16 protein-coding genes and 1 tRNA gene are annotated in these 13,813 nt (G+C 65.1%); 1 reads left to right on the forward strand and 16 read right to left on the reverse strand.

What is annotated here, in order from left to right; translation table 11 throughout:
* The 7 genes from PHI64_RS17750 to PHI64_RS17780 all read right to left on the reverse strand — a co-directional run.
* A partial coding sequence (locus PHI64_RS17750) for a DUF3987 domain-containing protein (RefSeq protein ID WP_299885626.1) occupies positions 1 to 445 on the reverse strand: 445 nt, incomplete at its 3' end.
* Positions 446 to 447: 2 nt separating this feature from the next.
* Positions 448 to 735 (reverse strand): hypothetical protein, encoded by a 288-nt coding sequence (locus PHI64_RS17755; protein WP_299885628.1) that lies wholly within the window; start codon positions 733 to 735, stop codon positions 448 to 450.
* Entirely contained in the window at positions 732 to 1,139 is a 408-nt protein-coding gene (locus tag PHI64_RS17760) for a hypothetical protein (protein WP_299885631.1), read from the reverse strand. The genes PHI64_RS17755 and PHI64_RS17760 overlap by 4 nt, the downstream gene beginning before the upstream one ends.
* On the reverse strand, positions 1,136 to 1,453 hold the full coding sequence (locus PHI64_RS17765; RefSeq protein WP_299885635.1) for a hypothetical protein: 318 nt from the start codon (positions 1,451 to 1,453) through the stop codon (positions 1,136 to 1,138). The genes PHI64_RS17760 and PHI64_RS17765 overlap by 4 nt, the downstream gene beginning before the upstream one ends.
* The gene (locus PHI64_RS17770; protein WP_299885638.1) at positions 1,450 to 1,791 is read right to left on the reverse strand and encodes a hypothetical protein; all 342 of its coding nucleotides are present in this window, start codon (positions 1,789 to 1,791) and stop codon (positions 1,450 to 1,452) included. The genes PHI64_RS17765 and PHI64_RS17770 overlap by 4 nt, the downstream gene beginning before the upstream one ends.
* 222 nt (positions 1,792 to 2,013) lie before the next feature.
* The gene (locus tag PHI64_RS17775; RefSeq protein WP_299885641.1) at positions 2,014 to 2,292 is read right to left on the reverse strand and encodes a hypothetical protein; all 279 of its coding nucleotides are present in this window, start codon (positions 2,290 to 2,292) and stop codon (positions 2,014 to 2,016) included.
* Positions 2,289 to 2,432: a hypothetical protein gene (locus tag PHI64_RS17780; protein ID WP_299885644.1), complete on the reverse strand. Its 144-nt coding sequence runs from the start codon at positions 2,430 to 2,432 to the stop codon at positions 2,289 to 2,291. Before PHI64_RS17780 ends, PHI64_RS17775 begins: the two co-directional genes overlap by 4 nt.
* A 360-nt stretch (positions 2,433 to 2,792) precedes the next feature.
* On the opposite strand from PHI64_RS17780, the gene PHI64_RS17785 reads away from it, so the two are divergent.
* Positions 2,793 to 3,080 (forward strand): BrnA antitoxin family protein, encoded by a 288-nt coding sequence (locus PHI64_RS17785; RefSeq protein WP_299885647.1) that lies wholly within the window; start codon positions 2,793 to 2,795, stop codon positions 3,078 to 3,080.
* Positions 3,081 to 4,195: 1,115 nt separating this feature from the next.
* On the opposite strand, the gene PHI64_RS17790 is transcribed toward PHI64_RS17785, so the two are convergent.
* The 9 genes from PHI64_RS17790 to PHI64_RS17830 form a co-directional block, all read right to left on the reverse strand.
* The gene (locus tag PHI64_RS17790) at positions 4,196 to 5,122 is read right to left on the reverse strand and encodes a hypothetical protein (RefSeq protein WP_299885651.1); all 927 of its coding nucleotides are present in this window, start codon (positions 5,120 to 5,122) and stop codon (positions 4,196 to 4,198) included.
* A 154-nt stretch (positions 5,123 to 5,276) separates the two neighbouring features.
* The gene (locus tag PHI64_RS17795) at positions 5,277 to 8,333 is read right to left on the reverse strand and encodes a DUF927 domain-containing protein (protein WP_299885652.1); all 3,057 of its coding nucleotides are present in this window, start codon (positions 8,331 to 8,333) and stop codon (positions 5,277 to 5,279) included.
* Entirely contained in the window at positions 8,330 to 8,617 is a 288-nt protein-coding gene (locus PHI64_RS17800) for a hypothetical protein (RefSeq protein WP_299885653.1), read from the reverse strand. Before PHI64_RS17800 ends, PHI64_RS17795 begins: the two co-directional genes overlap by 4 nt.
* 38 nt (positions 8,618 to 8,655) lie before the next feature.
* Positions 8,656 to 8,904: an AlpA family transcriptional regulator gene (locus tag PHI64_RS17805; RefSeq protein ID WP_299885654.1), complete on the reverse strand. Its 249-nt coding sequence runs from the start codon at positions 8,902 to 8,904 to the stop codon at positions 8,656 to 8,658.
* 139 nt (positions 8,905 to 9,043) lie between these two features.
* Positions 9,044 to 9,898: a hypothetical protein gene (locus PHI64_RS17810; protein ID WP_299885655.1), complete on the reverse strand. Its 855-nt coding sequence runs from the start codon at positions 9,896 to 9,898 to the stop codon at positions 9,044 to 9,046.
* Positions 9,899 to 10,005: 107 nt separating this feature from the next.
* On the reverse strand, positions 10,006 to 11,229 hold the full coding sequence (locus tag PHI64_RS17815) for an integrase arm-type DNA-binding domain-containing protein (RefSeq protein WP_299885656.1): 1,224 nt from the start codon (positions 11,227 to 11,229) through the stop codon (positions 10,006 to 10,008).
* 288 nt (positions 11,230 to 11,517) lie between these two features.
* Positions 11,518 to 11,593 (reverse strand) — tRNA-Ala (locus tag PHI64_RS17820).
* A gap of 68 nt (positions 11,594 to 11,661) precedes the next feature.
* Positions 11,662 to 12,633 carry an L-threonylcarbamoyladenylate synthase gene (locus PHI64_RS17825; protein ID WP_299885657.1) on the reverse strand — a complete coding sequence of 324 codons (972 nt, stop codon included), beginning with the start codon at positions 12,631 to 12,633 and terminating at the stop codon, positions 11,662 to 11,664.
* Between the two features lie 11 nt (positions 12,634 to 12,644).
* Positions 12,645 to 13,799, reverse strand: coding sequence for a 5-(carboxyamino)imidazole ribonucleotide synthase (locus PHI64_RS17830; protein ID WP_299885658.1), 1,155 nt, complete (start codon positions 13,797 to 13,799; stop codon positions 12,645 to 12,647).
* Positions 13,800 to 13,813: the final 14 nt, after the last annotated feature.

The raw sequence follows: 13,813 nt of genomic DNA on the forward strand, positions 1-13,813 counted from the left end.
ACTGGCCTTGGGCTGCGGTCCATTCCTCCAGGGCACGGGCTTCCAGGCGCACCAGCGGGGCCAGGGCCGCCATCATGGCGGGGCTCTTCATCATCCCCGGCCGGCCCACGATGCAGCCCCACAGGTTGGGGAATTCCTGCCAGTCGCTGCGGGCTTGGGGGCGGATGGCGCAGCGCCGGCCTACCAGGTTGCCCAGGGCGGCCACCATGGGCACGGCGACGAAATCCGGCGGGCACTGCATGCGGTCGGCCACGTCCTGCACCCAGGGGCGCAGGCGGTCGGGCAACAGGGCGTAGTCGAAGGGCGCCACCGGGGCCAGGCCCTCGGGCAAGGGCTGGGGATCGGGCCAGCTGGCAGCCGGCCAGGTTCGCGGGTCGCCCAGGGCCGGGGCAAGGGCTGCACGCTCGGCCGGGCTGGCGGGTTCGAATGGGGGGCGGGTTGTCATGGTCAGCCCCTTTCGTCGCGATCATAGTAGAGCAGTGCATCTACAAGCCGGCTTGCCGCGTAATGGGCCTTGATAATGTCTCGCTCCAAGAGGCCAGCCACCCGCATTTCTACGCCTTCAGCTTCCGTCCAGACAGCTACCGCCGCGCCGAGCAGCTCGCCGCATTCGGCCCGGTCAGCGAGCCCCCGCAAAGCCCGTGCAAGCGCGTAGGAGTCGAGGACGGGTTGTACGGCTCTGCCCACCCCGGACGAATACACCAAGGCTATCTTTCCTTTGGGACGTGCCTTCATGGCAGCACCTCCTGTCCGCGGGCTTCACTGACGATGAACTGAGCGGCAGGCGTACCACCGGGCCGAAGCAGCACAAGCCGTAAGGGACGCACGGCGACCAGCTCGGAAAGCAACACTCGCAGGCGCTCCGCATTGGGAGCCTGGGGCGTCACCACCAACACTGACAGGGCCGCCAGGTAACGCCAATCGAGGCGGGCCGGGTCGAAGTCGGGCGGGCAGCATATTGCCAGCCCCAGGCCAGTAACAGAGGCCACCGGCCAGCGGTCCAGATACACGGCCACCTGCCGCTGTGCCGGCACCAGATCCCGCGCCCGGGCGTCGGCCAGGTCGCGGGCGTAGGCCGGCAGGCGCCGGCCTGGGGAGCAGCGCCAGAAGATGCGAGGGTCTGAGTGCGGGGCGGTCATGACGCCGCCCTCCCAGGTGCCAGCACCACACCCCGGGCCAGATCCAGGGCGCGCAGCAGCTTGCACAAGGCCACTGCCTCAGGGTCCGGGCCATCCAGGCGCCACTTGCCTTTGGTGAGCACCACGGCAGCTGCTTCGGCCGCGGCGAACAGATCCGGGGCGGCGGCAATCAAGGCCTCATTGGCATCGGCCTCGGAGCAGTCGCCCCACGAGTACAGCTCGCAGATGGTGACCCGACTGACGCCCACGCCGGCGGCGATGCTGCGGTGTCCGACACGGCGCCAGGGGCCGGGGGTGAAGGTGGGGGAGGTCATGGCGTCACCCCCTCAACGGATTGACCGTAGGTGCGTTCGATGTCCTCTTCCCGGGCGAGGTCTCGCAGCACATTCCACTCGGAGGCAGAAGGCAGGCTGCAGCCGTCAATGGGCTGGGCGATCCAGTAGGCGAAGGCATCCCAGAAGCCGGCGGCCAGTTCGCCACTGGCGTGCTGATCAAATGCGCTCCGCAGAATCGGTAGCACGTTGCGGACGCCGAAGAGTGAAGAGGGGCCGTCATCGGCCAGGACAGCCAGGCCATGTTCTCGTTCGATCTCAATCAAGGCAGCCCGAAAGGCCAGGGCGCCAGCTTGGTACGACGTGGACGAAGGCATCATGATTGACCCCTTTTCTGGACTGGAACAACGCGGGGCAGCAACGGCAGGGGAGGCTCACCCTTACCGACACGGAGGCCGAATGGCAAGGTGGTCAGGTAGGACGACAAGGGCACCAGGCCCGCGGCGCGGCCCGACTCCGCCAGGGAGCGAGAACGGGAAGCAAGGGGCTTCATCATGATTTGCCCCCCGCATTCAGCTCGTCGAGGGGCAGCATGGGCGTCTTCATACCGAGGCCCTCCCTTCCGCGGTCAGCTGTTCCTGAAGGGCGTCCGTCAGCTCCTGAATCTCGCTGGCGAGCATGCTGCAGGCCCACATGAAGGCGTCCTGCAGATCGTCGGAGAGCATGCGGAAGGTAGCGCCTTGCTCGCCGCAGGTCATGGACAAGAGGGCCGTGAGCTGCGATTGACGGGCCGCGATCTGGTTGGAAATGTCGTCCGCCGTGGTGGAAGGCGACAGGCAATACAGGGGGCCAGACGCGGTAAAGGTCATGGTGGTGTTCATGCCATGGCCCTCCACGCAAAGGCCAGACGCCAGGCCAGCACGGGGCCGACCAGGGGACGCAGGGCGCGGTACAGCTGCAGGGATCGAGCGGGAGATGTGGGCGCGTGCAGACGTCTGCACGCCAAGGCGAGTGTTGCCATGGTGTGATGCTCCTGTAGTGCGGTTTATGTCTCCGCACCCCGCTTCCAAACGGGGTGGCGGAACCGTGTGAGGTTGGAAGACCGGCCTACAGGAAACCGGCAGCCCGAAGGCTCCCCACACGGCCCCGCCGTTGAACAGGCGTCACCATGCTGCCGACGTAAAAAAGCCGCTTGCGCGGCCTGGTCGGCCTGTAGGTTTCGGGCTTCCAAACCCGGTCACCACTGTTTAGGTGACGGTCGAATGATGGGCGTGAAAGAGCTTGCTCGTCAAGCCCTGTATGTCGTGGTCTTTGTGGATCGTGAAGACGGCCGGCGCATCATCAACCTGCACAAGACCGACAGCAGAGAGGTGCCAGCGCCATGCCGAAACTCAAACCGGGAACCCTGATCCCGACGCCGGAAGAGGATGCCACCGCTACCGCAGCAGCCCAGGCCGACCCCGATGCCCAGCCCATGACCGATGCCGAGTGGGCGGCGGTCAAGCCTGGCGTCCGTCGCGGCCGGCGCCCGCCGGTAGTCACCAAGGAGCGCATCACCATACGTCTCTCTCGGGGCGTGGTGGAGACCTTCCGGGCCAGTGGCACCGGGTGGCAAAGCCGCATCGATGCGGCCCTGAAAGAGTGGCAGAAGACGCACACACCGGGGTGACTTCGGGCAACCCGAAGGCCGGGCCGGGCAGGCCGGCTTGATTGTGCAGACGCTTGCACGGTCCAGGAAAGCCGGGGGGGTGAGGGTTCGCCGCCAGACTGCGCAGGCCAGGAGCTTGAAGCGTCGAAATGTTCCGACTGTTCCTACTTAGTGAACAGAGAGTAGGAACAACTAGCACCCTTCGAAAGCCGCGCCCCGCTTGGCTTTCCGGTTTTCGTTCCGACTGTTCCGACTGTTCCGACCGGTTTGGGGCAGTCCGACCCTGCCGGATGGGGCACATATGCAGGTCGGTTTTGCGCCACACCCCAGGCGGAGCGACGGCCACGGAGGGTAGAGGGCAGCCGCTGACCACCCCAAACGCCAGGCCAGGCAAGGCCTGCCGTCCTGATCCGGTTCGATCCGCCACCCTCATTGATCGCTCGCATGTATGCCGATAGAGTAAAACTAACTCACCCTATAGAGCCTTCTATCTACAGAGCGAACGCGGTGCGAATTACCCGTGAACGGGATACCCCTGGGAAGGACCCGCGCCCACCCTCGAGCCGATTTCAGGCACCCTCACCAGCATTCGTGCAGTGCCCAGGTGGGGCAGTCTGCTCCGTGATCGGCGGGCAACTGGCGCAGGGGGTGCCCAGGGCCGAAAGCAGGAGGAAGGTCTGATCGGCCACCACAGAGCCCATCCGAGAGGCCGGGTCGGGCGAGGTGGGTGCAGCTCCGGCAGCTCTGCTGATGGGGTGCTTTCGCTGGCGCAGATAGGCCTTCGGCATCATCACCATCCGGGCTGTTAAATGACATCGAATTGCATTTTTCATTACCTTCGACCCTGGAGCATTCAAAAATGGTCGGAACGGTCGGAACGTCGGAACAAACCTCTTTGTTATGTTTTAAATCAATGGTTTGTGAGCTTGATTTTGTTCCGACCACCCCACCTTTGTTCCGACCTGCCTGGTCGGAACAGGCCTGCTTTGCCTCATTTTTAGGCAAATCTGGCACAGATACACGCACTATTTCTGCCCAGTCAACCATCTGCCTGATTCCTTTTTATATGCCTTCGGGTTGGTAAAACGCCAGCCCGAAGGCTGGCGTATCGAGACCCTTGAGCCTGCTCGGCGGGATCAGGCCGGGGCGGTCGTCAGGTCGTGAAACACACGGGAAACATCGTCCCTGTTCGGCGGGGTCAGCCGGCAATCTTCAAGGACGTCGTACGCCTGGGGATACACGGCATGGAGCAACTGGCCCAGAGCATGCAGGCGGACCATGCGCGCATTGACCAGGGACTGCACCTCCTCAATCAGGGCCTTGCGCTCGCGGTCGAAGACGATACGGGCAATCCTGGTTTCGTTGCCCCTGCTCTCATGGCTGGCTAGCTTCAGCTCGGATTCGACCGCAGCTTGCACACCCGACAGGCCTTCCAGAAGCATTTCGATGTTCGAGATCTCCGCAGCGTGGCTATTCGCGGCGGCCTCCAGGGTGGTCAGTTTGGCCATCTCTTCCGGTGAGGCATCTTGCTGGCCAGAGAGCAGGGCATGTGCCTTTGACAAGGAGATCTTGGCGCGAAGAGTCGCGATCTGGCCGTCCGCATCGGCCCGCTGCTGCTGCAGCACCTCCAGCTTTTCCTCTTGCTCGGTGATGTGCGCGGCGATAGTGGCGGCCCGGTGCTCTACCTCACGCACCTTCTCGCGAAACACCGGAATCGCCAACACGATGGAGTCGGGCAGGGCCTTGGATGCGGCAGAAATGTTGTCGCGGCATTCCTGCAGCTCCGACAAGATCTTGTCCCGCTTGAGGCCGATCGAGTCAATCTTCCTGTTCAGCCGGCTCGTATCGGGATGAGGGGCTTGACCTTCCACGAACACCACGGGCGTTATCTCGCCCAGCTCCCGCTGTGCCGCCTCCACCTCCCGGAGGAGTTGCTCGCTTTCGGAGGAGAGCTTTGATTCCCGGCTCTTGAGTCGATTCTGTTCATCGATGTACGAATGCCACCGCGCCCGCATGGCTTGATGTTCGTTGGAGACGCTGGAGGCTTGCAGATTGGTTTTCATCACTTTGTTCCTGGTAGAGAGTTGCATTGCTTGGCTCATTGGGTTTGGTCTGACACTTAGGAGAGGTAAGGCTTGAGGTTCGACGACCTTGCCAGGCGGACCACGGGGGCATTGAGCCCACCCGGTGCGCCGCGGAGCGGGGGGCCATGTGGGGTCAATCATCGGCGCCCCCCCATTCCAGAATGGTCGGTGTGATGCAGTAGAAGCGGCTGTTCTCGCCCCCGCCCGGCTCCCTGACCCGCACGGCCACGTTCTTCCCGTCGCCGTGCTTGAGCAGCTCGCGCTTCAGCAGCTCATTAACCACCTGCGCCGGATCGAACCCGGTGCACAGCTCCTGCTTGAAGACCGTGGGATAAATCAGGTACTCGAAAACGTGATCCTTCTCGTGAAGGCTTGCGGTTTCCTTGGTGGGGCGCTTCCAGCCGGCCCGGTTCATCGTCCGTGGGGCGTGGGTGTCGGAGATGCTCGGCCGGCGCATGTCTTCAAGACGGGCGCCAGCATGGGCCTGAACCCAGTTCTGCACCTGTTCAATCATCTTCCGCGGCTCCCGGTTCTCCTCGCCCCCAAAGGCCTGCAGCCAGTCCTGGAACATGCGGAATGACGCCTTGACGGCCTCACCCTGGGGCCAGCCGGTCAAGCCCCATTCGGTGGCCTTCTCGCCGGCATAGGCCACCGCTGCAAAGCGGGTCGCGGCCCGGATAGCCTGGCCACCGGCCTTCCTGGTCAGAGCGCGTTCTTCAAAGGCGCGGCGCAGTGCCTCGAACTGGGCGGGCATCGCCTCACGTTCCTGGATCGTCCGGCGGATGAACTCGGGGTAGGCCGTGCCGTAGTGCTTGGCCGCGTTGCGCTGCAGGGTCTCGGTGAAGCGGGCGCCATCGGGCAGGCCGTGCAGGACGTCCCAGCAGCCGAACCCGGCGCCGGCATCGGCGGGCAGCTCGCAGAAGCGCACCTCCTGTCCGGCATAGGCCCGCTCCTGGTTCTCCTCGAGGAACTGCGTGAGGCCGATCTCTCCATTCGACTGGAACAGCAGCGAGAAGGACGCGGTTTCCCGCAGCCCCCCGGCGGCTTGCCCTCGCCCCTTGCCTTGCCCACTGGTGAGCATGTAGGCGGCCTGTGCCACGTCCCTGGGGTTGCCGGCTTGCTTGAGCTCGTCCAGCAGCAGTGGTGCATCACAGTGGCCAGCAGCAACACCTTCGATGGCCGTTGCCGTGAGGAGCCATGTCTTACGGTAGGTGGGAGCCCCGCACAGGCTCGCCGTGCCGTAGAGCAGGCCCGACTTCCCGAGGCTTGAGCCCCCCGCCCAGTGGAAGCCGCCGGACACATTGGGGTGCAGCCAGCACAGGCCCCCCGCGAACCCGGCCGACAGGGCGAAGGTGAGCCGGCTGTTCCCCACGGCCAGGGCCGCCACATTGGCTTGCCAGTCGTCGAGGGTGCCGGCCGCCTTGAACTGGGCATGCCCGCTCCCTCCGGCTTGGTGTAGCCAGAGCTCCGCCCCGTCAGATGCGAGGGGGTCAGCATCGCCCCCCAGGACGTAAGACCAACGGCCCGGCTCGGTGCAGTCGTCGTGCCAGCCAATGCGGGCCGTGAGGCGAGCCCGGGCAGCGGGGCGGGAACGGTTCACGTACATCTTGAGCAGCCCGCCCTTGTTGTCGCCGATGAAGAGGCCTTGAGCCCGCAGCAGCCGGGCCAGGGCGGCACCGTCACCTTCGAGCATGTCATCGGGCACCAGCACCCGGCGGCGGCGGCCGTCGTGGTCGTGGAAGGTGGCCAGGCGTTGCCAGTTCTCGCCCCGGGCGTCACGAACCTGGTGCGTGATCTCCAGCGGGGCGCAGACGAACTGCTCGACGGTCTCCCAGCCTTCGCCCCGGCGCTCGACCTTGAGGCGATACACCCCGCGGCCGTCGTTGCCGTCGCGCAGCTCGAACACCTCGCCGCCCGATGCGGGTTGCTTTACGCCATCGGCGGGTGCCTTGCTGCGGGTCTTTCGGGCAGGCTTCGTAGGCGGCTTTTGTGATGCTTTCGGGGCGGCTTCTGGCTCGGGTGAGGAGACCGGCTCCGGATCGGGCGGCAGCACCGCTTCCGCGGAGAGCGCAGCGAGCTCGGCCGAATCCTTCAGGGCCGTTCGTGCGGCGGCCAGGATCTGGCGCACGGCATCGAGCCCGCCGATCTGATGCAGGTCGTTGAAGTCCGTGGGGGCCTTGCCGGTCTGCTGGAAGCCCTCCCACCTGGCGGCCGGATCGGGCCACAGAGGCGAGGCGACCACACCGCCCACTGCCTGGGCAGCCTCCCGTGCCCGGATCTGACCCGCGTTGCGCCGTTTGTGAGGCTGGCCACAAGCCGGGCAGGTGTCGCCATCCTCCACCCGAACCGGTGCCTTGCAAGCGAAGCACTCGCCAAAGGCGTCATCGTCGGCACACAGGATGAACCGGGCGGCCGGGTAGGCTTCCTGCAGGGCCTTGGCGGCCGCCTCCAGGCTACCGGCATCGAAGGCCACGGCAACGGGCCAGCCGGTGGCCTGGTGGATGCTGGCGGCCGTGGCGTAGCCCTCGGCCACACACAGGGGCCTATCCGTCGAAACCTCGCCGATCAGGTGGAACTTGCCGGCCTTCTCTCCCCCGGGCAGAAAGTCCTTATCCCGGCCGTCCACCTTGTCCTGGTAGATGGCCTGCAGGCTGTGCAGGGTGCCCGATGGGCTGCGCATGGGCACCAGCAAGGCGCCGGGGATGCGCTCCTCTCGCCACTCACCGGGGCGCACCTCCTGCCACTTGGGCCACGATCCCACGCGCAGGCCATGGGCCAGCACACCCTTGCGGAGCAGGTAAGGGTGATCGTCCGGGGCTGGCTTGGCGTTGTTCCAGATCGCGTTTGCCTTGCGGCGTGCCTTGTCCCGCTTGGCTTTGGCTTCGGCCTCCCGGGCGGCCCGCTGGGCTTCGATCCGGGCACGGCTGGCGGCCTCCTCTTCGGGGGTGAGTTGGCGGCCAATGTCGGCCCGCCAGTTCTCCCACTCCAGGCCATCCTTGAAGTTCTGAAAACCACCGGCCGGCACACCATCCAGGTGCAGCAGGTAGGCGCCATCCTTCCTGCCCTTGGGGCCGTCCCGGAGCTCGCAGCGATGGAGCTTGCCGTCAGCGTCGAGGTGGTCGGGGAGCAGGAGGCCGCGGGCCTCGGCAGCCTGGCGGAACTGGGCCAGGATCGATGCGGTATCGATCATTCCGCGGGCCACCCCGAAACCTGCTTTAGGCGCTGGGCGAGGGCTTGCCAGCACTCGCCAGTGGCAGGCGCAACACCAATTGTGCGCGCCTTGTCGTAGGTGGCCTCCCTGCTGAACTCCCAGGGGGCGGGGGCGGCGGCTTGAATCGTGCGGTTCAGGCGCTCGACTGCCAGCCAGAGGGCTATTTGCAGGCGGTCTTCCGGGCTCGCCTTGGAGTTGATCGCGGTCGCCAACTCATCGGCTTCCCGCAGATCTTCGGCCAGACGAGAACCAATGAGCGACAACGGGGACCCGCTCGCCGTGGTCGGTTTCTTCCGGGGCATTACTGGCCCCCGTTGCGCGACGTGCTTCGGGTGGCATCACGGGCCGCAATGCGAGCGGCAAGCCATGCGTTGATCTCCGATTCAACCCAGCCGACAGACTTGGGGCCAAGCTGAATAGGGGCGGGAAACGTGCCGGCTTTAATGCCGTCGTAAATCGTGGAGCAGCCAAGCCCGGTACGGGCTTCAACTTCGGGGCGGCGAAGGATTACAAGAGGGACATCCGGGGTGCCGGTGACTTTCTTTGCCATGTGTTTGCATCCTGTCGGATCGCTCCGGAACGGCCCGGAGCACATGGCGCAACTTTGAAGGGGGTGTCACGTGAAAAAAATCCCGTATGCCAGCACGGCGTAATCCGTGCCCGCATACCTTACAGCCCGCAGGCAAACCTTACGCTTTGCCGGCAGAGCGGAGTTCCTTGTTCGCCTCCCCTATGTGGTCTCTTGCCGTTCTGAATGCACAATTGAACTTCTCGGAAGCGCGCTCTGCCGCCTGGTCAAGGCTCTTGAATATGTCCCTATTGGCCAGCCACCACGCCCGAATTTTTGCGGCTTTCTGGTTGCTAAGGGCGTGCCGTGCTGAGGCCCCCTTTTTGGCGAGAGCGCGGGCGGCAAGAGCCCTTTCCTCCCTTCCCGCATCAGCCCATAGGATCGAATCCCTCGCCATCTTCAAGGCTTCTGCCACCTCGAAGAGCAGATCAAAGGCTTTCGGGTCGCCGTTCCGGTGAAGCTCTGCAGCGGCGAAGAACCACGCCAAGGCTTGAACTTTGAAAAGGTCGTCAGTGTCCGGAAAGTCTTCGAATGACGTGCCGTCCAGTAACTCAAAAGGTGCTAGCCAAGTCTCTATGTGATGCGCTTCGGGTTCTTGAATTCGATATTCGCGGGCGCCCTTGTGCGCCAATTCGCGGTCATTAAGCCACGAAAACAAAGGGTTATACCTGCGCCGGAATTCAACAAGGCGGGCCGCCACGAACAGCAGGTCAAGCCGCGTATCTTCATTATGTTCCAGCAACTCAGACCGGCAGTGCGAGAGGCTTTCAGCCCACTTTTCGCCGAACTCCTGCGGAATTTCCAGTGAAAAAATTGAATCATCTGGAAAGGCGGCTATCAGGGCTTCATCCACTGCGGGCGGGTGAGCTGTTTCGATTGCCCAGTCCGCAAGAGCTTTGAATTCGTCAATCAGGTATCCCTCTGGGTATCTCTTGAGCGGTCCGCCCGGATACCTCGGAAAAGAATCTAAGTTCATAAACGCCCTTGTGCGCTATCCCTTGTTTGGATGCCGCGCCGGCCGGGCAAGGGTTCCCGGTTTTCCTCCCGTCGGAGTAGGCGCGGCAAGACTGATTTTGACACCCTTCAGGCGGCCCCACGGGACGGCAGCTCTACTACCTCCGCCCCCGCCTTGAGCCGCTCCAGGTAGTCCGCCCACCTCTGCATCATGGCCCGGCGTTCCTTGATGAACTTCGTTCTGTTGTAAGCGGTGCCTAGCGCATCGGGCACCCGGTGGGCGAGCTGGTGTTCAATCACATCACGGTCCACCTCAAGCTCTTCATGCAGGATCGTCCGGGCCATCGCCCGGAAGCCGTGCCCGGTCATCTCGGTTTTGGTGTCGTAGCCCATGCGGCGCAGTGCGGCATTTACCGCAGCTTCACTCATGGGTTTTTTCGGGTCACGGCCGGCGAAGACATGCACGCCGCGGCCGGTCAGGGGGTGCAGGTCACGCAGGATCGCCACCGCCTGCGAAGAGAGCGGGACAAGGTGCGCCCGCTTTGCCTTCATGCGCTCCGGCGGGATGCTCCATTCCCCTTTATCAAGGTCGAATTCTGCCCACTCGGCCTTGCGCAACTCGCCAGGGCGCACGAACACCAGCGGCCCCAGCTTCAGGGCCGATTGAACAATCAATGTTCCCTTGAAGGCATCGATTGCCCGCAACAGCGCCCCCACTTCGAGGGGCTCGGTGATCGCGGCAAAGTGCCCCGTTCGCCGTGGGGGCAGCGCCCCGCGTAGATCGCCGGTCGGGTCGCGTTCGGCCCGGCCAGTGGCGACGGCATAACGGAAAATCTGCCCGCAGTTCTGAAGCGCACGGTGGGCGGTATCCAGAGCCCCGCGGGCTTCTATCCGGCGAACCGTCGCCAGCAGATCGGGGGGCGTTATCCCGGAAATGGGCCGACTACCCAGCCAGGGGAACACGTCTTTTTCGAGGCGCTGAAGGATCTTGTCGGCATGCGTATCAGCCCAGCCGGACGCCTGCTTGCCGAACCACTCACGGGCAATCGCTTCAAAATTATTGGCCACCGCTACCACCCTCGCCGCCTTCGCGGCCTTCCGCTCTTCGGCAGGGTCGATACCGTCGGCAAGTAGCTTGCGGGCTTCGTCGCGACGGGTGCGGGCATCCTTCAGGCTTACGTCTGGATAGCTCCCCAGGGCGAGCAGTTTTTCCTTTCCGTCAAAACGGAATTTGAGGCGCCACAACTTGCCGCCGGTCGGGGTCAGCAACAGAAAGAGCCCTTTTTCGTCCGCCACTTTTCGGGGCTTGACGTCAGGCTTCAGCGTCTTGATTTGGGTGTCGGTAAGGGGCATCGGGGGCGCTCCAGGTGGCAAGGGGATCAAACCCAAGACCATCCGACAATCGAACCCGCCGGCCGCGCAGGAGGGGAACGGCGCCCACTTCAATGCAAGGTTTTCGCCGTGCTTTTGGGGGTAGCGGAATCGGGGTATTTAGTCGAAATGGTCTATACCCCCGACTCTACCCCCGAAAAATGCCGGCTTGCAATGCAATTCCCCGGAACACTACGGACGTAAAAAAGGCCGGAACCCTTGTATTTATTGGGGCTTCCGGCCTGTTTCGGTACTGCTTGGAAGTGTTCTTGGTGGACCGAATGAGGATCGAACTCACGACCTCCGCATTGCGAACGCGGCGCTCTCCCAGCTGAGCTATCGGCCCACGTAAGCCGCGCATTATAGCGATGCTTCGTGGCCCTGCAAAGCCCGGATTGTGGTGCCTGGGGTTGGTCAGGTTTCGTCGTCTTCGCCAGAGCCGACTGCGGCGCGGCCGAGGCGGTCGGCGACGGCGGACCACTCGGGGGTGGCGGGCGGAGCTTCGACCAGAATGCGGGCGCAGGGCGATTCGTCCAGGGCGCGCAGGCTGGCGTAGAGGTCGTGGCCGTAGGCTGTTGGATCAGCAGGGGCTGCGATCCAGCTCACGCCTTCGGGCAGGCCGGCGGGCGCGGGCTGACGGGCCAGAACGGCATCGCCGCTGCGGGCACGGGTGGGCAGCTCGGTGCTGGCAATCAGTTCGAGCGGAGTGCGCGGGGCGTAGTGGGCGGCCAGAGCGCCGGAAACACGGGGGGCGGCGTCGGGCTGCTGTTCTTCACCGCGCAGGCGCGGGCGGCGGCCGATGACCCGGGCGATGTCATCCACGCCGATGGCGCCGGGGCGCAGGATCACCGGCACATCGCGGGACAGGTCGAGGATGGTGGATTCCAGGCCCACCTGGCAGGCTCCGCCTTCGAGGATCAGCGGGACGCGCTCCCCCAGCTCCTGGCGGACGTGCTCGGCGGTGGTGGGGCTGATGCGCCCGAAGCGGTTGGCCGAGGGTGCCGCCACGCCGCCACCGAAGGCGCGCAGCAGCTCCAGCGCCACGGGGTGATTGGGCACCCGCAGGCCGACGGTGTCCTGCCCGCCGGTGACGATGTCGGGCACGCCCTCCTCCTTCTTGAGGATGAGGGTGAGCGGGCCGGGCCAGAAGGCGCGGGCCAGGGCGATGGCCTCGCGGGGGATATCGCGGGCCCAGTCGACGAGCTGTTCGGCACGGGCCAGATGGACGATGAGGGGGTGGTCGGACGGGCGCCCCTTGGCGGCAAAGATTTTCGCAACGGCGGCGGGATTGAGGGCGTCGGCGCCGAGGCCATAGACGGTCTCGGTGGGCAGAGCGACCAGTTCGCCCTGGCGCAGGAGCGCAACCGCGTGCGGGATGTCGTTCATCCGCTCAGGCTTTATTCGTCACGGATGCCGATGGCGGCGCGGGCGGCCAGGGCCTTGGCGAGCACGTCGGCGGCATCGCTGCCCACCACCGTGAAGTGGCCCATCTTGCGACCATGGCGGGCGTGATGCTTGGCATAGAGATGCAGGCGCAGGCCAGGCACGGCATGCAGCACCGACCAGTCAGGCTCGCGGTAGCGGCCGTGGGGGTCGCCGCCCTCGAACCACAGTTCGCCCAGCAGATTGACCATGACGGAGGCGCTGTGCTGGCGCGGCTCGCCCAGGGGCAGGCCACACAGGGCACGCACCTGCTGGTCATACTGGCTGACGGCGCAGGCGTCTATGGTGTGATGGCCGCTGTTGTGGGGGCGCGGCGCCATTTCATTGACCACCAGCTGACCGCGGCTGACGAAGAACTCGACGGCCAGGGTGCCGATGAAACCCAGGCGCTCGGCGATGCGTTCGGCGTATTCCTGGGCCGAATCCTGCTGGCAGGCGGAGGCGCGGGCCGGAGCAATGGAGACGTCGAGGATGCCGCCGGTGTGACGGTTTTCAACGGTGGGGAAGCAGCGGGTCTTGCCGTCTTCGTCGCGGGCCAGCACCACCGAGACTTCGTAATCAAGGCTCAGCATCTGCTCCAGCACGCAGGGCTCACCCTTGAACTGGCGGAAGGCGTGCAGGGCTTCGGCGGCGTTGGCCACGCGGGCCTGGCCCTTGCCGTCGTAGCCGAAGCGGGCCACCTTGAGGATGGCCGGGTAGAGGCTGGCGTCGGCAGCGGCGATGTCGGCGTCGGACTGGATGACGGCGAAGGGGCCGTGGGGGATGCCGTTGTCGCGCAGGAAGGATTTTTCGGCGATGCGGTTCTGGCACACGGCCACTGCCGAGGCGCCGGGGCGCACGGGAATGAACTTGGCCAGGTAGTCGAGGGTGGTGGCCGGGACGTTCTCGAACTCGGTGGTGACTGCAGCGCAGCCGTCGGCCAGGGCGTCGAGGGCGGCGAAGTCGTCGTAGCCGGCCTGCAGGTGGCGGTCGGCGATGAGGCCCGCCGGGCTGTGGGGATCGGGGTCGAGGACCCAGACCTTGTAGCCCATTTCATGGGCTGCGGCGACGAAGAAGCGGCCAAGCTGGCCGCCGCCGAGCATGCCGAGGGTGGCGGGCGGGAGAATCATCGCGTCAGTCCTGC

Source organism: Zoogloea sp., assembly GCF_028689785.1.
In the GTDB taxonomy this organism is placed as follows: domain Bacteria; phylum Pseudomonadota; class Gammaproteobacteria; order Burkholderiales; family Rhodocyclaceae; genus Zoogloea.